This is a genomic window from Octadecabacter ascidiaceicola, from assembly GCF_900185015.1.
Lineage (GTDB): Bacteria > Pseudomonadota > Alphaproteobacteria > Rhodobacterales > Rhodobacteraceae > Octadecabacter > Octadecabacter ascidiaceicola.
In genome coordinates this window covers 51,174-74,690 of sequence record NZ_FXYD01000004.1, presented here as the reverse complement: position 1 = coordinate 74,690, position 23,517 = coordinate 51,174, and the positions used below count along the sequence as shown (strand labels likewise).

Sequence of the window (23,517 nt, the reverse complement as noted above, 5' to 3'; positions counted from 1 at the left end):
TAACGACAAAGCGAAATCATGCAACCCGTTAATTTTTTGTCCTTTTCGAAACACTTATCGCGTCCATCGCACGTACGAGTTCCGCAGTAATACCTGGTTCGGACAGTGCATGGCCGGCTTTCGCAACCATGACCAAACGACATTTCGGCCAGTGTGATGCAAGTGCGTGCGCAGATACGGGCGGGCAAATCATGTCAAACCGTCCTTGAATAATTATTGCCGGAATGTGGGCAATCTTTGATACGTTATCCAAGATCTGTTGCTCTGCATTCAAAAAGCATTTGTTGGTAAAGTAGTGGTTCTCGAGGCGCGCAAAAGCACGCGCGTATTCTGCCGGACTAGTTCCGCCAATACCCTGACTGTCAATCGACGCCAGCGCATTCTCCCAACCCGCCCAAGCACGGGCGTACTTCGTTTCCAACACCGCATCCCCGGAAAATAGGCGCTTGTGATAAGCAGCTATCATGTCGTTCCGTTCGCCTTCAGGAATGAGATCTTCAAAACCTTGCCAGACTTCAGGCCAAAACCCGCCAGCTCCGCCTTGGTAAAACCAGTCCAATTCTCGCTGGGTGCTTAAGAACACACCGCGCAACACAAGATGTAGAACAGATTCCGGATGGGCCTGCGCATAAATGAGGGCAAGCGTTGCACCCCAGCTTCCACCAAAGACGACCCAATCAGAAATTCCGAGCGTTTCTCTGATCAGTTCAATGTCAGAAACGAGATGCCAAGTCGTGTTGTTCTCAACGCTTGCATGCGGTTTAGAACGGCCACAACCACGCTGGTCAAACAGAATAATCCGGTAGATGTCAGGGTCGAAATAGCGCCGCATCATCGGGCTACAGCCGCCACCAGGCCCGCCATGAAATACGACAACCGGCAACCCGTCAGGATTACCGCATTGCTCAACGTAAATCCTGTGTCCCTCACCCACGTCCAGCATCTGCTGTTCAAATGGGTCTATAGGAGGGTAGAGATACGCAACCGCGCTTTTTTGTCCTGAGGCCTTGTCCATATCCTTTCTATATATCGGGTCACAGGCGATGCCCAGAATAAGCGCTAGCGCCAAACTAGTTTCGGAGTTCCCATGACAACCGCACAAACAACCGTCGACCCTGCAGAAATTGCCAAGTTTGAAGCGATGGCTGCTGAGTGGTGGGATCTTGAAGGTAAATTTAAACCCCTCCACATGCTTAACCCGACGCGTTTGGACTACATAACGCAACAGATCGCGTCGGAATTTAACCGAGATCTGATGTCCGATATGCCTTTTGCCGGACTACGCATTTTGGACATTGGTTGTGGTGGCGGCCTGCTATGCGAACCGATGGCACGACTGGGTGCAGAGATTGTTGGTGCCGATGCCGCTGAAGGCAACATTCCGGTCGCGCAAGTGCACGCAGAGCAATCCGGCCTGAGCATCGACTACCGTTTCACCACTGCTGAAGACATGGCCTCAGCCGGAGAGCAATTTGACGTCGTTCTTAATATGGAAGTCGTGGAACACGTCGCTGACCCGTTGTCATTCCTCACGGCTTGCCAACAGCTTTTGAAACCAAATGGGCTTCATATTTGTTCTACCATCAATCGGAATCCAAAGAGTTTCGCGATGGCGATAGTTGGCGCTGAGTTCATTATGCGCTGGCTGCCGAAAGGCACCCATGAATGGAACAAATTTATCACCCCAGACGAACTGTTTGAGCTGATGAGGAATGCAGGTCTGAACCCTGTTGATCGCAAGGGGTTCAAGTTCGATTTTCTAGGTTGGAGCTGGTCTATTTCAGCGGATGACCTATCGGTAAATTACGTAACGGCTTCGCTGAAACCCGAGTGATGGCCGCTTAGTCCTCGTCGCTCAATCGCTGACGGAGTTCCCGCAGCGCCGGTAGAATCGCGCGCACCTGATCGGTTCCGACCTGATCGACCGCATGCGCGATCACTGGTGCAATTGCCGCCATCGCGGAATCCCGCGCAGCGAGGCCGGAATTGCTGACAGTGACAAGTTTTCGACGGGCATCGTCCCAATCGGGACGAATATGGATATACCCAGCCGCTTCGAGCTTGCGCAGTGTGTTCGTCATAGCACCACGGGTCAGATGAAACGTCTTCGCAATTTGCGCAGGCGTCTTTTCGCCCTGCGTTCGCGCGAGATGATTCAAAACGGAGAAATGAGACAACACCATGCCCTTTGGCAGCGCTTTCGCCACGCTGTTGCGCGCAAGCTGATCAACAGTGAGGATCTCACTGAACAGCGCGACGGCGAGGCTCTCTGTTTCATGGTTCATCGGTCTTAGGGCCCAATAATGTCCCTGTCATGCGACAACGACGGTATACGTTTGCGGGCTTTAGACACGTCATTGAGATCAAAATCAACGAGCGTGATGCCGCAGTTTGTTCCGGCATCTGCAAGAACATCACCCCAAGGCGAAACCACCAATGAGTGCCCATAAGTGACACGCGATTTGCCTGATTTCGCCGAATGGGTTCCCGTTTGGGCCGCCGCAATCACAAAACACCCAGTTTCAATTGCTCGGGCACGTAGCAGGGTTTCCCAGTGGGCTGCACCCGTTACGGCGGAAAATGCGGAAGGAACTAAAAGTATGTCGGCACCTGCCTTGGCCAACGTGCGATGTAAGTGCGGGAAACGCAGATCATAGCAGATCGTCAGGCCAATCTTTGCATCGCCAATATCGGCTAAAACGGCATTCTCACCAGGGGCATATCCTGAAGATTCAGCGTAAGTCTCGGTTTCATTAACCTGAACGTCAAACATATGGATTTTGTCGTAGGTCGCGAAGATTTCACCATTCGGATCGATCAGGAATGAGCGGTTCACGAACCGCCCGCCAGCGCCACCTTTCAAGGCAAGCGATCCAATCGAAAGCCAAATTCCGTGTTCCCGTGCTGTACTTTGTAACCCTTCAAGCGTCGGGTCCTGATCTTGCTCGCGCAGAACGTTTGATTGATGGGTACGATTCATGCTGACGCAATTCGTCACCTCAGGCGTACAAATAAACGTCGCGCCCTGTGTCGCCGCGTCCGCAATCATTCCCTGAACAAGCGTCAGGTTTTCGCCCGGATTGTCAGACGACGTTATCTGAAGGAGGGCGACCTTCATCCGTTCAAGAGTGGGTCTAGCTTCCCCGCCCGATCAAGCGCCGCCATTTCATCGCTTCCACCGATATGCTGACCGTCGATAAAAATCTGCGGTACGGTGCGTCCACCGTTGGCGCGCTGCATCATTTCTGCACGGCGCGACGGATCTTGCATGACATCAATCTCAGTAAAGCTAACGCCTTTCGAAGACAGCAATCTCTTCGCACGATGGCAAAAGCCACAAATTGGAGTTGTGTAGATTTCAACAGTTGCCATTGGGGTATCCTTAATTTGAGTTACCCCTATTTAGGCATCCTTCACGACGCGGGCTAGTGCAAGCACGTTAACGTCATCTGCTCCGGCTGCAAAACAGGCCTCTGTTGCGGCCGCAAAAGTCGCGCCAGACGTCATAACATCGTCGACCAACAGAACTTTCCGACCCTTAATCTGCGCCACTCGCTTCGGGTTCGCAGTGATTGCACCGCTTAACGTTTCAAACCTTTGATCACGGTTGTGGCCATCTAGCGGCGCAGTTCGTTTGGTGCGTATAAGCCCGTCGTTACAACATTCAGCATTTGCAAGCTGCGCTATCCGCTGTGCAAGAAGCACGGCTTGATTGAACTTCCGTTTGAGTAGTCGAAAGCGATGTAGCGGTATTGGAACGACAAGTGTTTCCGGGGTCATCATAGGTTCAGCCGCTTTCATCATCCACGGTCCGACTGCGCGAACGAGATCGGTTCTGTCACCGTGCTTTAACGACAAAACAAGCCGCCGGGCGTTGTCCTTATAAACCAGCGCAGCACGTCCCTTTGACCACGGACGCGCGATCACCATGCAGTCATCGCAAAGAACCCCTAAATCCCCCGCATTTCCCCCCGGTAATGGCGCGCCACAATCGTCACAACACAGCCCTTCGATAAAGGGTGTCTTAGCCCAGCAAGAGCCGCACAGCCCGAAATCTGATTCCGTTTTCGCGTCACACAACGCGCACTGTGGTGGGTATAGAATTTGGATCAGGCTTTGCATCGTCCCCAGTATCTCCTAAATGGCAGGGATGGATATGCCCCCTCGCCTAACCGACCGCGCCGCCCTTGCCCGAAATCGAGCGCGAGCAGATGTTTTATTTTTGCAAGCAGCATCCGCCGATGACGTGCATGAAAGACTCATTGAAGTTAACAGGACCTTTACAGCGCCTGCTGTTGTGACTGGATTCCCTGAAGCATGGACGGATTGGATGCCCAGCGCGAAAATCGTGGGAGATAGTGAAACGCTTGACCTAGAAGAAGGTGCGCATGATCTTATCATTCACGCGCTGTCCCTACATTGGGCGGATGATCCTATTGGGCAGCTGGTACAGTGCCGTCACGCGTTGAAGCCTGATGGGTTACTCATCGCGACGCTCTTTGCCGGGCAAACCTTGCATGAATTGCGCAGTGTTTTAGCTGAGGCCGAAGTTGCTCAAACGGGCGGCCTCTCCCCGCGCATTTTACCGATGGGTGAAGTTCGCGACCTTGGTGGGCTTTTGCAGCGCGCTGGGCTGGCATTGCCTGTCGCAGATATGATGCCGCTGACCGTAACATATGACACACCGATTCACCTGATGCGTGATCTTCGTGCGATGGGGGAAGGGAACGCGATGAACCAGCGTCAACGCACACCCACTAGCCGCAAGGTTTTCGCGCAAGCAATGTCTCGCTATGTCGACACATTCGCCATGGATGATGGGCGCATACCCGCAACGTTTGAAATTGCGACATTGACCGGCTGGGCCCCTGATGACAGCCAGCAAAAACCGCTTCGCCCCGGGTCAGCCATGTCGCGGCTTTCGGACGCACTGGGCACCGACGAGTTGCCATTGGATCGCTCAGATGATTGACCGATACTCAAGAAACGCTAACTAACTTCAACGAATGAGTGTGAAAACGAGGATGACAATGTCTGACGCAAGCCTGAATGATGCCGCGAAATGTCCTGTTCATGCTCCGGCTGACCATCCTGAAGTGAAGCCGGCCAAGGTCGGTGTTCTTTTAGCAAACCTCGGGACGCCAGACAGTACAGACTACTGGCCCATGCGTCGTTACCTCAGCGAATTCTTGAGCGACAAGCGCGTGGTCGATTACCCGTCTTGGAAGTGGCAACCGCTACTGCAACTTATCATTCTATCAAAACGCCCGTTCACCAGCGGCGCGGCTTACAAGAGCATTTGGAACGAAGAGGCAGACGAGTCTCCTCTGTTGACGATCACCAAGCAACAAACCGAAGCGATGAAGGCTAGCCTCGCGAAAGTGTACGGCGATGATGTGATCGTAGATTTCTGTATGCGATACGGCAATCCGTCAACGGAATCGAAGGTTAAAGAGATGATCGCGGCAGGCTGCCAAAAGATCCTCTTTTTCCCGCTCTACCCCCATTACGCTGGTGCGACTTCGGCTACTGCCAACGATCAGTTCTTTCGCGCGTTGATGAAAGAAAAGTGGCAGCCGATCGTTCGCACCGTAGAGCCCTATTTCGAAGACGCCGCTTATATTGATGCGCTCGCACAATCCATTGAGGCTGCTTATGCGAAGGCCGACAAAAAGCCCGAAATCCTTGTGTGTTCGTACCACGGCGTACCACAGCGTTACCTAACAGAAGGTGATCCATATCACTGCCAGTGCCAGAAAACGACGCGCTTGCTAAAAGAGCGCCTTGGCTGGGATGACACCCAGATCATCACGACATTCCAAAGTAAATTCGGACCAGAAGAGTGGCTGCAGCCATATACAGTCGAAGAAGTGGCGCGGCTGGCCGAAAAGGGAAAGACAAACATTGCCGTTTGCGCACCTGCGTTTTCCGCCGACTGCATTGAAACGCTGGAAGAAATCAACGAAGAGATCAAAGAGAGTTTTGAACATGCTGGTGGTGAGCATTTCACCTACGTTCCATGCCTCAACAATGATGCAGCACACATCGACGCGCTATCGGGAATCGTTCAGCGGAACCTGAAGGGCTGGCTAGATTAAACTGGGCTGCCCAAAATCGGACCCCGCAAAAGAAAAGGCCGCCCCCAAAGGAGCGGCCTTAAACATAGACTGTATTGAAAGGCTTAGTCAGCCAGAGCAACAGCGATCAAAGCAACCAAAACCAGTGGAATGATCAGGCCAGCAGAAGAAGAAGAACCAGCTGTTTCTTCCATAACTACAACAGGTTCCATTTCCATTACTGGCTCGGACATGTTGCCCGCGAAAGATGTGGATGCTGCTGTTGCGAGTACGGCTGCGAGTGCGAATTTTTTCATTTTATTTCTCCAAGTTATTGCCCACGGCAAATATGTTGAGGTTTAAGCCATGGGCACCCAAGACTTCCCTCTTCACTTCCCAAATCACGAAACAACCCTGAATGCAAAGCCAATTTTGGTTTTCGTGCACGGGCGCAAGACCAATGTCGTCAATTCAGCAACACTTAAGTGCCACTTTCGCCGAATTATCAACCCGTCCAACTGTGCGGCTAACGCGTCTAGGCAAGGAATTATAGAATACTAACTGACTAAGCATGTGGTGCGCGTTCTGAGAATAGTATGGCGAATTTGCCGCGTTCGCTTATCAAAGTGACCTATTTTGCGCTGCATCACGCCTATGTGGGTTTGAAACGCTACGCCTGAACGGGTATGGCAAGTGAAATCGATAAAGGTACTTATATGCTTCGCCGTTCTTTCATTCTTGGTTCTATGGCTTTTGGATTGGCTTCTTGTGGCCCTCAGGTTGCAATTGGTCCGGATGGTCTACCGGTAGCGCAGCTCTATCGAATCAGCGAGCAAGACACTGATAACATTCAATTCCGTGTTTTGGATGGCCTGAATGCGCTGCGCCAATCCGCTGGCGCACAATCAGTTCAACTGAATGCCCAATTGAACGCTGCGGCAGCGACCCATTCTCGCGATATGTCTGTTCAAAACCGCCCTTGGCACTTTGGCTCTGATGGATCTTCCCCTCTCGATCGCCTTCGCCGCGTTGGCTACGGCGGAGCGCTGACGGGCGAAACGATCTCCGAGACCTATGAAACCGAACTCGAAACTCTGGGTGCTTGGATGCGTGAGCCAAGCACGCGTGGTGTGTTGCTTGATCCTGAAGCAACCGAAATGGGCTTTTCTTGGTTCCAAGAAAGCAACGGTAAGATCTGGTGGACATTGGTTATGGCCAACGGAAATGCGCAGCCTATCATTGCTCAACAGAACCCTGTTCCGCTCCAGTAAAGCTTACGCGTATAGGAAAATCGGCGTTCCAACATTCACCATTGCGTAAATATCCTCCATTTCGCGATCCCGAACAGCGATGCAACCTGCCGTCCAGTCCTCAACACTACGTTTCTCACGTGGCGTGCCGTGGATAAAGATATCGCCACCAGGCCTGCGCCCTAACTCGCGGGCGCGCGCGCGATCGGCAGCGTTCGGATACGAAATCCCTATAGACAGGTAAAAGCTGCTGTTTGGGTTCTTGCGATCAATAAAATAAGCGCCTTCCGGCGTTTTGCCGTCACCTTCGACCTGTTTATGACCAGCAGGCGCAAAGCCGAGCTCAAAATCATAGGTCTTAAGCACCTCATTTTCGTTCAACAAGAACATCTGACGACGCCCTTTCTGCACGACTACGCTGGTCACTGGGGGCCCTGTATAGACACGAAATTTGTCCGAACAGGCTGTCAGCGCAAAAAGCGCTGCAGCGCTGGTAAACATCCTACGATTCATCATTTTACCGCCCTACTCATTCTTTTTTGCGAATGATTAGCGTATTTCATCGCAGTTACCTAGAAATTATGCCGTTCAGATCATCACTTGCGTGTGAAATTGCCGACGAGTTCGACGTGGGGCGACCAGCGGAACTGATCAACGATGTCGAGCAATTGCAAAGTGAATCCAGCAGCGACCAGCGCGGCAGCGTCCCGCGCGAAGGTAATCGGATTGCAAGAAACCATTGTAACGGCACGCAAATCTGATGCGCAAAGCGTCGCGATTTGCGCATCCGCCCCTGCGCGCGGTGGGTCAAGCACGGCCAGATCAAAGCGATTCAACTCGTCTGGCTCTAGCGGACGGCGAAACAAATCACGTGTCTCGGTGGACACAGTCTTAAGCCCCTTGGCATGGCGCCACCCACGATCCAGCGTTTCAAGCATCTCATCGCTACTTTCGACCGCGCGAACCTCTGCGTGTTCGGCCAATGAAAGGGCAAATGTACCGGCACCCGAAAACAAATCAACGACCCGTTTCGCACCGTCAACGGTTTCCAGCACCGCGCTCACCAGCGCATTTTCGCCTTCGCGGGTCGCTTGCAAAAACGCCCCCGCTGGCGGTGCAACAAGAGCGTTTCCGAACGCTTGGTCGGGTGACTTACGCGTTACGACAACTTCATCATTCCACGCAAGCCGCGCGAGATTTTGCGTTTCGGCCAACCCTGCGAGTTCAATACGCAACTGTCCAGTTAGTTCACGTTCGGTTTCTACAAGCACATCCAATCCGCCCAGCGTATCCGTTACCGTCAGGTTGATCTCGGACTTGCGCGAGGCCGCAATAACCGTAAGAGCCTCAAGCGCGGGAAACCCAGCAAGGATCGATGGCAGCAACAGTTGGCAATCAGGCACTTCGATCAGCGCGTCTGATCCTTTTGCGTGAAACCCGACCATCGCGCCTTTCTTCGTGCGCTTACCAGAAAACCGTGCGCGGCGGCGGCTTTGCGCGGGTGAGGTATGGAGCGTGCGGAACGGAAACGGCAGATCACGCGCTGTCATTGCCCGTTCAACAATCGTCTTCTTCCAATCGGTAACAAATTCATCAGACGCGTGCTGCATCGCGCAGCCTCCGCAGCTTTTGAAATGACGGCAGGGTGATTTCACACGATCCGCAACAGGTGTAACGATCCGCGCCGTACCATCGGCTTGCGGCTCTACCTCTTCCCTGGGCAAAACCCGTTCCAAAAGCGTTCCATCCGCCAATTGACCAAGCCCTGCTTGCGTCAGCCGTTCTACTATCTGTGCCATCTATTCCGCCGCATCCGATTTACTGTCGAACCCCCCAGACTGGCGGTTCCAATACCTTGCATATGTCCCTGCCCGTCTCAGCAAGTCCTCATGTGTTCCTTCTTCCACAATACGCCCTTCTTCCAGCACTATTATGCGATCCATGCCAGAAATCGTCGACAACCGGTGGGCAATTGCCACAACCGTCTTGCCCTCCATGACACGACCCAGCGCAGTTTGGATCGAAGATTCGACTTCGGAGTCGAGCGCGGAGGTTGCCTCGTCCAAAACCAAAATTGGGGCGTCCTTTAACATCGCGCGTGCCAACGCAATTCGCTGACGCTGCCCACCGGACAGCTTCACGCCGCGTTCACCTAAGTGGGCATCGTATCCCGTGCGGTTACTGTTATCGCGCAGGTCGGCAATGAAGTCGTGCGCTTCGGCCTTTTGTGCTGCAGCAAATATTTCATCCTCTGATGCTCCCGGACGTCCGTAGGTGATGTTGTCCCGCGCTGAGCGATTGAACATCGCCGTTTCCTGCGTGACCATCCCAATATTCGCGCGAAGACTGTCCTGTGTGACATTTCGCACGACCTGTCCGTCGATTAGAACATCGCCTTTTTCGGGATCATAGAGACGTAGCAAAAGCGCCAGAAGCGTTGATTTTCCAGCGCCAGACGCACCCACAATACCAAGCTTTTCACCAGCTCCGATCGTTAAGTTAATACCCCCAACACCACCTGTCGCACCACCGTATTGAAATGACACATTGCGGAATTCTATTTCTGCATTCGTCACTCTCAAGGGAACTGCGTCTGGTTCATCCGTCAGTTGATGAGGCGGAGTTAGCGTCTTCATGCCATTTTCAACTTCACCGATATGACTGAAGATAGCCATAAGCACGAAACTCACCCAGCCAGTCATCTGGCTAAGCCGAATGGATACGGCCCCAATCGCGGCCAGATCACCTGGGCTAACTCCGTTTTCGCGCCACGACAGACCGAAGCCAACCATGACCAGTGGAAGAATACCCGCCAGTGTAATCAGGCCAAGGCGAAACAGTGCTGCGACTTCGCCGTAGTTTAATGCGCGGCTACGTAGTTCCTGCATCGCTTGTTGCGCAGCATCAGATTCATGTGACGTTCCTGCGAACAACTTCACGGTTTTGATGTTTGTGATCGTGTCTACAACTTGGCCAGTTAGCGAAGCTGCCGCCTCCGCCCTCGCTTTAGATCGTGAACGGATTTTGGTTAGAAAGAAACGTAGAAACGCAACATAGCTCAGCAGCCAGACCAGCAACACGATCAACAAACGCGCATCAATTGTAACAACCAATAGCGCTGCACCAAGAACGGACGCCAGAGCGAACAAAACTGCGTTCACGGTTTCAACCACGGATTCAGTCACCGACCGCGCGACCTGCATTTGTTTCTGCGCAATCCGCCCTGCAAAATCGTTGTCAAAAAACGTGACCGCCTGCCCTAACGTCCAGCGGTGTAACCTTCCAACGACCAGCGTAAATAGATTTGGCCCAAGAACGACCGATTGAAATGCCGACGAAAGCCCGAACAGCACAGGGCGAACAAGCAACAACAGAAAAACCGCGAGTATGAGGACCCCAAGGTTTTCACTTATGGGCTGCGTTGATGCCGCAATGTCGACGACTTGGCCCAACAAATACATGGCCAAGACTTCTGTTGCGCCCGAGAACGCAGAAAAAAGTGCAGCCAGCCCGATAATCGGCCACGCACCTGAAAGCGCCCAATTGTAAAATCGAACGAGTGTCGATGGGGGTGGGTCGTTCGATTCCTTACGGCTATCGATCAAGCCACCAAGCCATTGAATCGCGCGATGGTACTGGGTTTTGATCACGTTTCACCCTCGGTTTCGGTATCGATAAAACCGCCTGACTGACGCTCCCAGAAGCCCGCGTACTGACCGCCCAGCGCAAGGAGTTCTTGGTGGGTGCCGTCTTCAACTATCGTGCCAGCGTCCATAACGACGATCCGATCCATCTGTGCAATCGTTGACAGACGGTGCGCAATTGCGATGACGGTTTTACCCTCCATCAATTCGGCAAGTGTTGCTTGGATTGTCGCCTCAACTTCTGAATCTAGTGCGGACGTTGCCTCATCCAACAACAAGATCGGCGCATCTTTCAGGATCACGCGTGCCAGCGTTACCCGCTGCCGCTGACCACCGGACAGCTTAACACCACGTTCGCCAACCTGCGCGTCGTACCCTTTGCGGCCTTCTCCATCTTCAAGATCAAGAATGAAGTCGTGCGCTTCGGCTTGCTTGGCGGCCGCAATCATTTGTTCTTCAGTCGCCGTTGGGTCCCCATACAAGATGTTTTCGCGAACGGATCGATGAAGAAGTGAGCTGTCTTGCTGCACCATCCCAATCGCATGACGCAGTGAATCTTGGCTGACGTTTGAGATGTCCTGCCCATCTAACAAAATCCGACCCGCCTCCGCATCGTAGAATCGCAACAAAAGCTTCACGAGTGTCGACTTCCCAGCGCCAGAACGCCCGATCAATCCGATCTTTTCGCCTGCTTGTACATTTAGCGAAAGTGCATCGATGCCTCCCGTAGAACGCCCGTAATGGTGGCTCAGGTTTTCAAGCTGCAAGCTACCGCCAGTCACTACCAGTTCAGTCGCTGTGTCGGAGTCCGTTAAGCTGATCGGTTGCGCGATTGTCTCCATGCCTTCGGAGATTACACCAAGGTTCTGGAACAGGTTTGTCACCGCCCACATTATCCACCCCGTCATCGCGTTCAGGCGCAACGTCATCGCGGCGGCCGCGGCAACGATACCAGCCGTCGCCAACCCGCCAGACCAAAGCCAAAGCGACCAGCCAACAACAGCCACGATCAAGAAACCATTCAGCAGGACCAAAGCCACGTCCATAATTGTATAGAGCCGCATTTCGCGTTGAAGGGCCGAACGGGTTTTCTCGATTGCCTCGCGCGCGTAGCTGATCTCACGATCATGGTGCGCGAACATTTTGACGGAATGGATGTTGGTATAGCTATCCACGACGCGCCCTGTGACCTCTGAGCGCGCATCAGAAGATGCCTTCGCCGCTGGCCCGACCCGTTTAATCGTCCAGCGCATTAGGTAGGCGTATAAGACAAACCAAATCACCAAGGGCAGCAGCAACCGCGGGTCCGCGCCCATAAGTAAAACACCTGCGCCAATAACGTAAGCCAGTGAAAACGTAACAGCATCGAAAACCTGAAACGCGACTTCGCCAGCCGCTGGCGGAGTCTGCATAATCCGGTTGGCGATACGTCCGGCAAAGTCGTTTTCGAACCACCCAACAGACTGGCGCAGCACGTGGCGGTGCGAACGCCACCGCACAATCGTTCCAAAATTCGGGACAATAGACTGGTTAAGGAGCGCAACATCGACAACCTGCAAGATGGGCCGCAACGCCAAAAGGAAAACACCCATCGCGATGAATTCCCAACCGTAGTCGGCCCAGAACGTTACCTCGCTTCCGGGGGCAATCAGATCAACCAAGCGTCCCATATATGCGATCAGCCAAACCTCAACCAGGGCAACGACGACGGACATAATTCCAGCTGCCCAGAACACACGCTTGAACGGGCGCACGTAGGTTTTCAGGAACGGCCAAAGGCGCGTCGGAGGGGTGTCATCCTCGGCGTAAGCTTCATATGGATCGACTAGGTTTTCAAAAAAGCGAAACACGCGTGGACTCCTTTCCTGCCACACATAGTCCGCTTTAGGTCATAGGAATACCAGACCAGAAAAGAATGCGAGGGCGACGGCCATCATTCGCATGAAAACCTGCCATTTCTTCGGGTCCGCAAGCAGGCTTTTCAGAAGGCTGCCAGCGTAGGTCCAAAACAAACAAACGCCGAGGTTCGCCCCTGAGAAGGTGAGCCCAAGTATTACAGCTTGGTCCAACGGCGCGAGGTCGGTCAACATCGCAGATGCTGATGTCGCAACAGCCCAGATTTTCGGGTTTACCCATTGAAAGAGAACCGCTTGGACGAAGGTGAATGGCCTGTCCGTATCTCGGGCTTGCGCTGGTTTTGCGTGCCACAGCTTCCATGCCATCCATAGAATCCACAGGGATGCGATGACCATTAGAACCATGCGCAGAATTGGAAAGGCCTCGATCAGGGTGCCAAGCCCGAGGCCAGTAACAAACGCGATGACGCCGACGCCAAGTGCGACCCCGAAAAGGTGGGGCGATGTCGCGCGAAATCCGAACCGTGCGCCTGAGGATGTGAGAAGAATGACATTTGGACCGGGTGAAAATAGTCCAAAGAAGACGAACCCAAACAATGCCGTCATAGCTTTTTCAACAACTCTTCTTTCGAGACAGAGAACCTAGCCTCGATCCATAGAGCCTCGAGTTGCTTTAACTTGTCGCCAAGCGCCTTGCCTGAGATGGCTGGCATTAGGTCCGCGGCAACGATAGGAAACGTTGCTTCTGCGCCCAGTCTTATGTCCTCAAGCGCAGCCTCATCAAACGGCTGAAGCAATGACGCCCAGCGCAACAAGAGACAATGCACCGCCGTCCAATACCCATACCGATACCCGAGCTCATGCGGGGGTGTTGTCTTGCCCGCCTCCAATTTCACAAGCTCAACTTTCCTGGCGTCCGCTTTAGAAAGGCGCAGGCGGTCCGCGACGTCTTCGCAACCCAATGCGGCCAGCCGTGTCGCGACATCGCTCGGGGGAATCATGCGCCCTTCAATGAGATACTGTTCTTCAAGATCGATCAACCGCGCAAGGGTCAGAACGCTGGCGCCGGGCAGAATGCGCAGCAGGACGCCGGACTGTTCCATCGCACCTAAAACGGGGGCCGCATCGGGGTCCGCAATCAAACGGGTCATCTCTGCGCCGATGCGTTCCCGCGAAACCCCCTTTAGCCCATCCGCAAGCATCGCGCAGGCCGCGAGGCCATCCCGATCGATGCCGTTTTTGTACGTCCCAAGCGTCGCGATGAAACGAAAGAACCGTAGAATGCGCAGGTAGTCTTCTTGGATGCGCTCAACCGGATCACCGATAAAGCGCACCATTCGCGCCGCAAGGTCAGTGGAACCACCTACAATGTCACGCACGCGCCCTTCGCGATCCGCATAGAACGCATTGATCGTGAAATCGCGGCGCATCGCGTCGTCTTCGATGTTCTTGGAGAACGCGACGGTGGCGTGCCGGCCATCTGTTTGTGCATCTGTTCGGTACGTGGTGATCTCAAACGTTCCACCACCATATGGCGCGACGGCGGTAATTGTCCCGTGCTCCACTCCTGTTGGAATCGCCTTCCAAGCCTCCCGTCTGAATTCGAGACTTTCGATGATCCTCGTTGTGTCTTCTGGCAAAGCGTCAGTGCTCAGATCTACATCGCTTACATGGCGGTTGAAAATGGTATCACGCACGCAGCCACCCACGGCGTAAATCTGAAAACCTGCGTCCTCAAATGCCTTCATCAGGGTTTGGAGAAAATCGTTCGTTAGCCAGCTCGGTTCCCCGACGTGGCGCAAGGTGCCATCAGCGCCCCAAAGAGATCCTGCATTGTTAGTCATTGGAACGCCTCGGCCATCCCGCGCAAGATACGCGCAGTTGCGCCCCAGATGTAATACGGACCGTATGGGGCTGCGTAGTAGAAACGTTTTTGACCCTGCCATACACGACCTTCAATCCGGTAATTTGACGGTGACAGAACGTGAGACAACGGCACTGTGAACGCTTCGTCTACCTCGCCTGGTTCGGGGGTGAATTTAAGGCCCGTTGGAACCATCGCGACGATCGGTGTGATCGAATAACTGGTCACCGTTTCATGCGACGGGAGATTTCCAAGAACCGTAACGACAGACGGGTCGAGCCCGATTTCTTCTTGTGCCTCGCGCAGCGCGGTGTGTGTTAGGTCGGTATCCGTGTCATCCATACGCCCGCCGGCAAACGCAATTTGCCCCGGGTGGTGCTTCAGATGGGCTGCGCGTTTGGTGAGGATAACCTCCCCTGCCTCCGTGATCGCGATCAACACCGCGGCGGGCTTCAACACCCTACCTTTCGGCAACACGACACCTGAATTGAGATCAAAATCAGAGGACGCCTGCCGCACGTTTTCAATCGTACGGCAGAGCGTCATTTTCAGATCTTCAATCCAAGGTTTATGGCTTTGCATCTGGTCCTTCTGTCGCCTCGAACCCCAGCGTGTTTGGCTGGAACACGTAATGCGCACCACAAAACTGACAATCTGCCGTTACTGTACCCTCGGCAGTCGTCATATGGCCGATGTCGCGAGCGGAATAGATCGACAACGATTGGCGGACCTTTGCGGGCGAACACGAACAGCCAAAGCTCACTGGCTGCGGGTCAAACACGCGCGGCTCTTCTTCGTGGAACAGGCGCACCAGCAATTCGGTTGGCTGAACGGACGGCCCGATCAGTTCCAGTTCTTCGGCAGTCCGCATCAACGTGGTCGCACGGTTCCAGTTCTCACCTTCATCGTCGTTCATCAGGTCTTCAACCGCGGTCAAACCTTCATCTGTTCCACCATCCGGATTGGCCAACGGTGACGCTTTCGGCATTGCCTGCATCATGATCCCACCCGCACGCCACGATTCAGCGCTACCAGGAACCTGCGCCTTGCCGTAAGTCAGCTGGAACGCTGTTGGCAATTGTTCAGACTGCGCGAAATAGGCTTCGGCACAAGCCGCCAAGGAGCCACCAGCGATCGGTGTGATACCTTGATACGGGGTATTCCCCTCGCCCTGATCGATCAGAATCGCAAAGTAACCTTTGCCAACCTGAGAGAAACCGTCGCCCGTTGGGTCGATCTCATCTTTGTCATAGCTCGCGTAGGCGCGAATGCTGGCAGGCTTCCCGTCAGCGGTTGGGCCGTAGTAATCCGTAGCGATAAGACGCGCAGGACCGTCACCGCGCACTTGCAACGACAATTTCCAACGCAGCTTAATGGTCTGGCCGATAAGTGCGGTTAGCAAAGCCATTTCAGCCACCAACGCTTCAACCGCCGGAGGGTAGTCGTGCTGTGACAATACTTGGTCCAAAACGCCATCAAGACGCGCGACGCGGCCGCGAATATCGGAACGGTCGAGCTGGAACGGCAGGACGGTATCATCCCAAGCGATCGTAGACGCAGTGGTTTTGGTTTTAGTCATGGGGCTTTCCTAACAAGTCGAGGATGGGCATACCGCGTCCATATAGGTGCCACAAGTCGGGGGAAAAGGGGCGATATGAGACGTTACGGCGAACGAGTTGACCCAGCTATGCGTTACACGCTGCGGCCAGGGGCCTATGTGATCCTTCAACGGGGGCAAAATTTGCTGCTGACAGAACAGGATGGCGACCGCTTAGAACACCCCGAACTACAGCTTCCGGGAGGTGGAATCGACGCTGGTGAGCACGTTCTGCCTGCTTTGCACCGCGAAGTGATGGAGGAAACAGGTTGGACCATGGGCCGGCCTGTGCGCATCGGTGCTTACAGACGCTTTGTTTTTATGTCCGATTATGACCTTTGGGCCGAAAAGGTTTGCGCGATCTATTGGTCAAGGCCGGTGCGTTGTTTAGGCCTCCCAACGGAAGAGCTGCACACGCCAATTTGGGTTCCGATACGCGACGCCCCTGCCCTGCTTTCAAACGAAGGCGATGCAGCGTTCGTGGCCAGCTTGCTCTAGCACTCAAATCGCGTTAATGCGCCAATAATTCAACTTCAGGAGCGTACCATGTCTGCACCAAAAAAAGTCGTCCTCGCCTATTCCGGCGGATTGGACACGTCGATTATTTTGAAGTGGCTTCAGACAGAGTACGGCTGCGAGGTCGTCACGTTCACGGCTGATCTGGGTCAAGGCGAAGAGCTTGAGCCAGCGCGCCGCAAAGCGCTCGACATGGGTATTCCTGAAAAGAGCATCTATATTGAAGATGTTCGTGAAGAGTTCGTGCGCGATTTCGTTTTCCCGATGTTCCGTGCAAATGCCGTCTACGAAGGGCTCTACCTGCTGGGCACATCCATCGCACGGCCCCTTATTTCTAAGCGTTTGGTTGAGATTGCAGAAGAAGTTGGTGCGGATGCTGTGGCACACGGTGCAACTGGCAAAGGCAACGACCAAGTGCGGTTTGAGCTGGCAGCCTATGCCCTTAACCCAGACATCAAAGTTATCGCGCCATGGCGAGAATGGGATCTGTCTTCTCGTACTAAGCTGTTGGAGTTTGCTGAGGCGCACCAAATTCAGGTCGCGAAAGACAAGCGCGGTGAAGCGCCGTTTTCTGTTGATGCAAACTTGTTGCACACGTCGTCTGAGGGTAAGGTTCTTGAGGACCCCGCCGAGATGGCGCCTGATTACGTTTACCAGCGCACCGTTGCCCCAGAGGACGCACCTAATGAAGCGCAGTACGTTGATATCGGTTTTGAGCGTGGCGATGCGGTTTCGATTGATGGTGTGGCTATGTCGCCTGCTGAAATCCTTACCAAACTCAACGAGTTAGGCGGAATGCACGGCTGTGGCCGCCTCGACCTTGTTGAGGGGCGTTTCGTCGGCATGAAGTCCCGCGGTATCTACGAAACACCTGGCGGCACGCTGCTTCTTGAAGCGCACCGCGGTATTGAATCCATCACGCTCGATCGCGGCGCTGCGCACCTGAAAGACGAGCTGATGCCACGCTACGCAGAGCTTATTTATAACGGTTTCTGGTACTCTCCTGAGCGCGAAATGTTGCAGGCGGCGATTGACAAGTCGCAAGAGCACGTAACCGGTACAGTGAAGCTGAAGCTCTACAAAGGTTCCGCACGTACGGTTGGCCGTTGGTCAGATCATTCCCTGTATTCCGAGGCGCATGTGACGTTTGAAGATGACGCTGGGGCCTATGATCAAAAAGACGCGGCAGGCTTCATTCAGCTGAATGCACTTCGTCTGAAGCTGCTGGCAGCGCGCAACAAGCGACTGAAGTAACTAGCTGAAAGGTTTCAGTTTTTCGTAATATGGAAGGGCGGCGTCGAGCAGATCGGCAGCCGCCCCTTCTAATTCTGGACGCGGTCCTTCGCCGCCAACGAATCCTGTGCTTTGGTAAACTGCACCATACCAATGGGATGCCCAGATTCCGTCGAAAGATCGCGGGCCAACGGGCCAGTTCAGCATTGCCGGATCGAACGGTAATCCAATCGTTTCACATAGGTTTTTAATATCGTTTTCAGGGTCTTGCCGAATATCGTGACTGTCGATGACGATGCCGCCGATCCGATCATATAGAGCCACTTGCTGCGGATAGCCGATATCCGTCAGCGTTGGGTTTTCCCGTTTCGCCGCATAGCTTGCGATCACGCGGGCGGGATGGCGGATCAGGTGGATGTTTACGCAGTCCGAAGTCCAGTCGAGTGGAAAGCCATCAAGCATATGATGTGGCATATGTTTCATATACTTATGCGTTTTTTCGCCCGCGTCGGAACAGGCAATCGCGACCTTGTTTGGGTCCGTATCATGGGCACTAAGAATCTCGGCCATCATCGGGTGATCCAGACCGGTTTTCGCCAGATACGGGGCGTGAAACGGTTCATCCATTGCGGTAAAATCAGCGCGATTCCCGAAGGCGTACATCATCGCGGTTGAGAGGTTCCGAGGGCCGGACCACATGGCAATTTTCATGATATGGCTCCGGTATGGGTTGGGTATGGTTTTGATATGGGCACGATACTGGGCGTCCTATTAAAGAATCAGTTAACCTGTTGTTCGGTAAGTGTTTTGTAGAGATTACGTAGCCGAAGTGTTACGGGGCCCATGTCGCCGGTTCCGATTTGACGCCCGTTGATCGAGCTGACCGGCGTTTACGCACCAAAGGTTCCCTTTAGAAACGCCTCGTCCGCGCCCGCCTTATGCGCAGCGATGCAGGCAAGGGTGCAGTTGAGCTTGGAGTGGGAGTTCAGTTTCGGGTCCTGCGTTATCGGTAAGCCGCGCTGGTGCGGGACCGTCGCGAGGGTGATGGGACGCGGCAGCTTTGGCTTTGAGTGCTCCATGATGATGACCATCGTTGGCCCCGTTTGGCTAAGGGACGGGTGCTGGAACGGTAAAACCTTGGTGCCGCGTGTGATCATAAGGCGGCAATGGACGGTAGTTTCCATTTCATTGGCCCTTTGTGTCTCTAACAAGGCCAAAATCACTTCATTCTTGTCCATGCCGATGTCGAGGTCGATTACCTTCGCGGCCTCAAAAAGACGGTCCATATGTTCGTCCATGAAGGCCCAAGTTCCGTCATACAAACGCATGCCTTCCCAGACGCCGTCACCGAGCATGAAGCCTGAGTCGTAAACACTGACCGTTGTATCGGCACGGGGTTTGAGGGTTCCATTCACCCAGATCAGAATGCTCTGATTTCGGGGGTCATCTTCTGCGGTGTGTGTTGTGACCTTTTCATCCAAATCGTGACGCTACGGCGGTACGCGAATTGTTCCAAGAGGTAAACTGCGCGTGAGCACACGGTGCAGTGAATTGCGTGTCGCCGCATTGCGCGTGATTATTGTGAAAAGGAGAAATTTCATGACGACAGTTTCGCGAAACATAAAGACCGTAGCCCTTGGCGCGGCGATTATAGTGGCAACAATGATGCAAGCGGGCAAAGTTGAAGCGCGCGACATGCAGACGATCACCGTTGCGGGTGGTTGTTTCTGGTGCGTGGAAAGCGATTTTGAGAAAGTTCGCGGTGTAAGCGAGGTGACATCTGGTTACACCGGTGGAACGACCGCGAACCCGACGTATCGTCAGGTGACGGGCGGTGGAACTGGGCATTATGAGGCTGTCGAAATTCGTTTTGATGCGGATCAGATTTCGGAACGTCAGATTTACGATCTGTTTTTCCGGTCTGTGGATCCAACGGATGCTGGTGGTCAGTTTTGCGACCGTGGGGATAGTTACCGGACGGCGATTTTCGTCTCTAACTCTGCCCAACAGCAGGCTGCACAGGCTGCGTTGGCCGCTGCACAATCTGAGCTAGGTCGCCAGATTGTTACCCCAATCCTTGCGGCGTCAACGTTCTATGAGGCGGAAGAGTATCATCAGGATTACTACAAAGGGCAAGATCGCGTGGTGACGCGCCGTGGCATTAAAACAGAAGCCGAAGCCTATGCGTTTTATCGTGAGGCCTGTGGGCGAGATGCGCGTGTTGAGCAGCTTTGGGGGAGTGATGCCCCGTTCATCAACCACTAAACGCGCGAACATCTGCAAGTGAAGGGATGACGTCGGCAGTGCCGTGACGCGTTACCATGATTGCGGCGGCTTTGGCGGCCGTTTGCATCGCTTGCAGGATCGGCTGGCCGCGATCCAAGCCTGCAATCACGTATCCGGTGAACGTATCACCCGCGCCAGTGGTGTCGACGGGGGTTACGTCGTGAGACGGAACGTGGGCTTCGCCTTGTTCGCCAAACAATGTCGCACCTTTTGAGCCGAGGGTCACGACAACGTCTTTCACCGGAAGGTCGGTTGGGCCTTGGCCTGTCGCTGCTTTCAGCTGCTCGGCTTCGACTTCGTTCAGGATCAGAAAGTCGAGGTAGGGGAGCATCTGTAAGGTGGCGTCAGCGTCGAATGGGGCTGCGGCATAGGCAACGTTCAGGCCCATTTCCTTGACGAGCTTTGCGCCTTCGATCTGAAGGTTCACTTCGTTCTGTGTGATAAACCAATCACCGATTTTGGCGCTGGTTAGAGACTGTTTTAGTGTGCTTTCCGGGATTGCACGGTTTGCGCCGGGATAGACCACAATGCCATTTTCACCGTCTGGCGCGACGAAGATCAGTGCGTGCGCGGTTTCGGTTTCGACGGTGGTGATTGTACGCGTGTCCACGCCGTATTCTGTGAGGCGGTCAATTGCCCAGCGCCCGTCGTTACCAATAGCGCCGATGTGGCACACATGTGCACCCGCGCGTGCGGCGGCGACGGACATGTTCGCGCCCTTACCGCCTAAGAAAACCTCGCGCGACGCGGCGTCTAACGTTTCACCCGGCGCCGGAATGTGTGGCACCGAGTAAACGTAATCTGCGTTGATGCCGCCGAGGTTCCAGATCGTCATAGGCTATTTCGATGTGCTGGAGGCAAGAACGGCCATGTTCAGGATGTCGTTGACCGTCGCGCCGGTTGAACAAATCTGGATTGGCTTATCGATACCCGCGAGGATTGGGCCAATGACAGTCGCGTCAGCCATTTCTTGCATCAGTTTCACGGAAATAGATGCGGAATGGCGTGCTGGAACGACGAGAATGTTGGCCGGACCTGTGAGGCGCGAGAAGGGGTAGGCCTCTTGCGCTTTGGCGTTCAGTGCTACGTCGACAGTCATTTCGCCTTCGTACTCAAAATCGACGCCGCGCACGTCCAAGACGTCGGGCGCCATGTGCATTTTTTCGGCACGCTCAGAAACCGGATAACCGAATGTCGAGAACGAAACGAAGGCAACGCGAGGCTCGAGCCCGAGGCGACGCGCGACGTAGGCGCCCTGCTCTGCGATGTCGGCGAGATCGTTTTCATCTGGCCATTCGTGAACCAACGTATCAGCTATTAACACGATGCGCCCTTTGTTCAGAACCGCTGTAACGCCTGCAACACCGTCATGCGGGCTTGCGTCAAACACATGATTGATCAGTTCAAGAACATGGGCGGATTTACGAGTTGCACCAGTGACCATTCCATCCGCATGACCGTGGGCCAGCATGAGTGACGCGAACACGTGACGATCCCGCGACGCCATGCGGTGAATGTCGCTTCGGTCGTGGCCTTTACGTTGCAGGCGTTCGTACAAAAAGTCTTTGTAGCTATCGAGGTGCTTCGTGTTTGCCGCGTTCACAACGCGCAATTCGCGAACGGCATCCGCCAACCCAGCGGCAGTAAGTTTTGCCTTAACGTCCTCTTCGCGTCCAACGACAAGGGCACGGCCAAAGCCGGACCGTTGATACTGGACGGCAGCACGCAAAATGCGTGGATCGTCACCTTCGGCAAAGACGATAGTGTGCTGGTTGGCACGTGCGCGCGCGTTGATCCCGCGAAGGATGGACGCCGTTGGGTCCATGCGCGTTTTGAGGGATTCTTCGTAGCTTTCGACATCGACAATCGGGCGACGCGCGACGCCTGTATCCATGCCTGCACGCGCGACCGCTGGCGGAATGACGTGGATAAGGCGCGGGTCAAACGGCGTTGGAATAATGTAGTCGCGACCGAATGTAAGTTTGCGTCCATAAGCGACGGCTACTTCGTCAGGCACGTCTTCACGGGCGAGTTGGGCAAGCGCGTGCGCACAAGCAATTTTCATTTCGTCATTGATGGCACGTGCATGAATGTCGAGTGCGCCGCGGAACAGGTAAGGGAAACCGAGGACGTTGTTCACTTGGTTTGGATAGTCACTACGGCCGGTTGCGACGATCGCGTCGACGCGTACAGCGTGGGCTTCTTCGGGAGTGATTTCCGGATCAGGGTTTGCCATCGCGAAGATGACAGGATTGTCGGCCATGTTGGCGACCATCTCGGGCGTAACCGCTCCTTTTGCCGAAACACCTAGGAAAACATCCGCGCCATTCATTGCCTCTTCGAGGGTGCGCAGTTCAGTCTTGATCGCGTGCGCGGACTTCCATTGGTTCATGCCGTCGGTACGACCTTGGTAGATCACGCCTTTGGTGTCGCAGACGATGCAATGCTCGTGCTTGGCGCCCATGGATTTGAGGAGTTCGATACAGGCGATGCCCGCGGCCCCTGCCCCGTTCAGCACGATTTTGACGTCTTCGATTTTCTTGCCGGAGATGTACAGCGCATTGATCAGACCTGCGGCGCAGATAACGGCCGTGCCGTGCTGGTCATCATGGAAGACCGGAATGTCCATTTCTTCTTTAAGACGCTGTTCGATGATGAAGCATTCGGGCGCTTTGATGTCTTCGAGGTTGATGCCGCCAAAGGTTGGACCCATCAGTTTGACCGCGTTGCAGAACGCATCTGGATCTTCGGTATCAAGTTCGATGTCGATGGAGTTCACGTCGGCAAAACGTTTGAACAGGACCGCCTTGCCTTCCATCACCGGCTTAGAGCCCAGCGCGCCAAGATTACCGAGGCCAAGGACTGCCGTGCCGTTTGAAATCACGGCGACGAGGTTGCCCTTGTTAGTGTAGTCATAGGCGAGTTCAGGGTTCTCGGCGATTTCTTCGCATGGCACCGCAACGCCAGGTGAATAGGCCAGGGACAGGTCGCGCTGGGTTGTCATTGGGACTGTCGCTTGGATCTCCCACTTGCCCGGTGTTGGGTCTAGGTGGAATGCCAATGCGTCTTCGCGCGTGATCCGATTGTTCGCCATGTTACTCTCCCTTGCGTCGGGCCTTGATAAGGGCGAGGCATTGCCCCCGCAATGGTAGGTTTTTGCACTTTCGTCGCTAACATTGGAGCAGTAGGTTGCACGAAGCAGATCCGGGGGGATT

The 23,517-nt window shown here is 54.3% G+C and carries 24 protein-coding genes and 1 pseudogene; 7 read left to right on the top strand and 18 right to left on the bottom strand.

From position 1 onward, the window contains the following. Positions 1-28: 28 nt before the first annotated feature. On the bottom strand, positions 29-1,015 hold the full coding sequence (pip, locus tag OCA8868_RS12185; protein WP_093996865.1) for a prolyl aminopeptidase: 987 nt from the start codon (positions 1,013-1,015) through the stop codon (positions 29-31). Between the two features lie 72 nt (positions 1,016-1,087). On the opposite strand from pip, the gene ubiG reads away from it, so the two are divergent. Beyond that, positions 1,088-1,834, top strand: coding sequence for a bifunctional 2-polyprenyl-6-hydroxyphenol methylase/3-demethylubiquinol 3-O-methyltransferase UbiG (gene ubiG, locus OCA8868_RS12180; protein WP_093996864.1), 747 nt, complete (start codon positions 1,088-1,090; stop codon positions 1,832-1,834). 7 nt (positions 1,835-1,841) lie between these two features. On the opposite strand, the gene OCA8868_RS12175 is transcribed toward ubiG, so the two are convergent. From OCA8868_RS12175 to OCA8868_RS12160, 4 genes are read right to left on the bottom strand one after another with little or no spacing between them, the layout of a single operon-like run. Next, complete coding sequence (locus OCA8868_RS12175) at positions 1,842-2,285, bottom strand: MarR family winged helix-turn-helix transcriptional regulator (protein WP_093996863.1); 444 nt, start codon at positions 2,283-2,285, stop codon at positions 1,842-1,844. A gap of 5 nt (positions 2,286-2,290) precedes the next feature. Continuing rightward, a complete protein-coding gene (locus OCA8868_RS12170; protein ID WP_093996862.1) occupies positions 2,291-3,118 on the bottom strand; it encodes a carbon-nitrogen hydrolase family protein in 828 nt (275 codons plus the stop codon). Continuing rightward, positions 3,115-3,372, bottom strand: a complete 258-nt coding sequence (grxC, locus tag OCA8868_RS12165; protein ID WP_093996861.1) for a glutaredoxin 3 — start codon at positions 3,370-3,372, stop codon at positions 3,115-3,117. Before grxC ends, OCA8868_RS12170 begins: the two co-directional genes overlap by 4 nt. Positions 3,373-3,402: 30 nt before the next feature. Then, positions 3,403-4,122 (bottom strand): ComF family protein, encoded by a 720-nt coding sequence (locus OCA8868_RS12160; RefSeq protein ID WP_093996860.1) that lies wholly within the window; start codon positions 4,120-4,122, stop codon positions 3,403-3,405. Positions 4,123-4,150: 28 nt separating this feature from the next. Here OCA8868_RS12160 and OCA8868_RS12155 point away from each other — a divergent pair, with 28 nt between their 5' ends. Further along, positions 4,151-4,972 carry a methyltransferase domain-containing protein gene (locus tag OCA8868_RS12155; protein WP_245848228.1) on the top strand — a complete coding sequence of 274 codons (822 nt, stop codon included), beginning with the start codon at positions 4,151-4,153 and terminating at the stop codon, positions 4,970-4,972. A 58-nt stretch (positions 4,973-5,030) separates the two neighbouring features. Continuing rightward, the gene (hemH, locus tag OCA8868_RS12150; protein ID WP_370738001.1) at positions 5,031-6,098 is read left to right on the top strand and encodes a ferrochelatase; all 1,068 of its coding nucleotides are present in this window, start codon (positions 5,031-5,033) and stop codon (positions 6,096-6,098) included. An 83-nt stretch (positions 6,099-6,181) separates the two neighbouring features. Here hemH and OCA8868_RS12145 read toward each other — a convergent pair whose 3' ends face one another. Beyond that, on the bottom strand, positions 6,182-6,373 hold the full coding sequence (locus OCA8868_RS12145; RefSeq protein WP_093996857.1) for a hypothetical protein: 192 nt from the start codon (positions 6,371-6,373) through the stop codon (positions 6,182-6,184). A gap of 399 nt (positions 6,374-6,772) precedes the next feature. On the opposite strand from OCA8868_RS12145, the gene dalA reads away from it, so the two are divergent. Continuing rightward, positions 6,773-7,327, top strand: coding sequence for a divisome-associated lipoprotein DalA (dalA, locus tag OCA8868_RS12140; RefSeq protein WP_093997208.1), 555 nt, complete (start codon positions 6,773-6,775; stop codon positions 7,325-7,327). A gap of 3 nt (positions 7,328-7,330) precedes the next feature. On the opposite strand, the gene OCA8868_RS12135 is transcribed toward dalA, so the two are convergent. The 8 genes from OCA8868_RS12135 to hslO all read right to left on the bottom strand — a co-directional run bounded on the left by OCA8868_RS12135 (position 7,331) and on the right by hslO (position 16,249). After that, on the bottom strand, positions 7,331-7,819 hold the full coding sequence (locus tag OCA8868_RS12135) for a L,D-transpeptidase family protein (RefSeq protein WP_093997207.1): 489 nt from the start codon (positions 7,817-7,819) through the stop codon (positions 7,331-7,333). A gap of 83 nt (positions 7,820-7,902) precedes the next feature. Next, the gene (locus OCA8868_RS12130; protein ID WP_093996856.1) at positions 7,903-9,105 is read right to left on the bottom strand and encodes a class I SAM-dependent RNA methyltransferase; all 1,203 of its coding nucleotides are present in this window, start codon (positions 9,103-9,105) and stop codon (positions 7,903-7,905) included. After that, positions 9,106-10,956: an ABC transporter ATP-binding protein gene (locus OCA8868_RS12125; protein WP_093996855.1), complete on the bottom strand. Its 1,851-nt coding sequence runs from the start codon at positions 10,954-10,956 to the stop codon at positions 9,106-9,108. It abuts the gene before it with no gap. Then, positions 10,953-12,800, bottom strand: coding sequence for an ABC transporter ATP-binding protein (locus OCA8868_RS12120; protein ID WP_093996854.1), 1,848 nt, complete (start codon positions 12,798-12,800; stop codon positions 10,953-10,955). Before OCA8868_RS12120 ends, OCA8868_RS12125 begins: the two co-directional genes overlap by 4 nt. A gap of 39 nt (positions 12,801-12,839) precedes the next feature. After that, positions 12,840-13,412 (bottom strand): LysE family translocator, encoded by a 573-nt coding sequence (locus OCA8868_RS12115; protein WP_093996853.1) that lies wholly within the window; start codon positions 13,410-13,412, stop codon positions 12,840-12,842. Then, positions 13,409-14,650 carry a CCA tRNA nucleotidyltransferase gene (locus OCA8868_RS12110; RefSeq protein ID WP_093996852.1) on the bottom strand — a complete coding sequence of 414 codons (1,242 nt, stop codon included), beginning with the start codon at positions 14,648-14,650 and terminating at the stop codon, positions 13,409-13,411. Before OCA8868_RS12110 ends, OCA8868_RS12115 begins: the two co-directional genes overlap by 4 nt. Beyond that, positions 14,647-15,252, bottom strand: a complete 606-nt coding sequence (locus OCA8868_RS12105) for a CoA pyrophosphatase (protein ID WP_093996851.1) — start codon at positions 15,250-15,252, stop codon at positions 14,647-14,649. The genes OCA8868_RS12110 and OCA8868_RS12105 overlap by 4 nt, the downstream gene beginning before the upstream one ends. Beyond that, positions 15,239-16,249 carry an Hsp33 family molecular chaperone HslO gene (gene hslO / locus OCA8868_RS12100; protein WP_093996850.1) on the bottom strand — a complete coding sequence of 337 codons (1,011 nt, stop codon included), beginning with the start codon at positions 16,247-16,249 and terminating at the stop codon, positions 15,239-15,241. Before hslO ends, OCA8868_RS12105 begins: the two co-directional genes overlap by 14 nt. A gap of 75 nt (positions 16,250-16,324) precedes the next feature. Between hslO and OCA8868_RS12095 the strand changes: the two genes are divergently transcribed. Both OCA8868_RS12095 and OCA8868_RS12090 read left to right on the top strand, forming a co-directional pair. Beyond that, positions 16,325-16,765, top strand: coding sequence for an NUDIX domain-containing protein (locus OCA8868_RS12095; RefSeq protein ID WP_093996849.1), 441 nt, complete (start codon positions 16,325-16,327; stop codon positions 16,763-16,765). 48 nt (positions 16,766-16,813) lie between these two features. Next, the gene (locus OCA8868_RS12090; protein ID WP_093996848.1) at positions 16,814-18,037 is read left to right on the top strand and encodes an argininosuccinate synthase; all 1,224 of its coding nucleotides are present in this window, start codon (positions 16,814-16,816) and stop codon (positions 18,035-18,037) included. Here OCA8868_RS12090 and OCA8868_RS12085 read toward each other — a convergent pair whose 3' ends face one another. Together OCA8868_RS12085 and OCA8868_RS12080 are read right to left on the bottom strand one after the other, a co-directional pair. Further along, positions 18,038-18,727, bottom strand: a complete 690-nt coding sequence (locus OCA8868_RS12085; protein WP_093996847.1) for a sulfotransferase-like domain-containing protein — start codon at positions 18,725-18,727, stop codon at positions 18,038-18,040. 68 nt (positions 18,728-18,795) lie between these two features. Beyond that, positions 18,796-19,497, bottom strand: a pseudogene (locus tag OCA8868_RS12080) (aminotransferase class IV). Between the two features lie 118 nt (positions 19,498-19,615). Between OCA8868_RS12080 and msrA the strand changes: the two are divergent. Then, positions 19,616-20,281: a peptide-methionine (S)-S-oxide reductase MsrA gene (msrA, locus tag OCA8868_RS12075; protein WP_093996846.1), complete on the top strand. Its 666-nt coding sequence runs from the start codon at positions 19,616-19,618 to the stop codon at positions 20,279-20,281. Here the strand turns inward: msrA and OCA8868_RS12070 are convergent. Together OCA8868_RS12070 and OCA8868_RS12065 are read right to left on the bottom strand one after the other, a co-directional pair. Then, positions 20,271-21,137, bottom strand: coding sequence for a ribokinase (locus OCA8868_RS12070; protein ID WP_093996845.1), 867 nt, complete (start codon positions 21,135-21,137; stop codon positions 20,271-20,273). The genes msrA and OCA8868_RS12070 overlap by 11 nt on opposite strands. Positions 21,138-21,140: 3 nt before the next feature. Beyond that, entirely contained in the window at positions 21,141-23,396 is a 2,256-nt protein-coding gene (locus OCA8868_RS12065) for an NADP-dependent malic enzyme (protein ID WP_093996844.1), read from the bottom strand. Positions 23,397-23,517 lie beyond the last annotated feature (121 nt).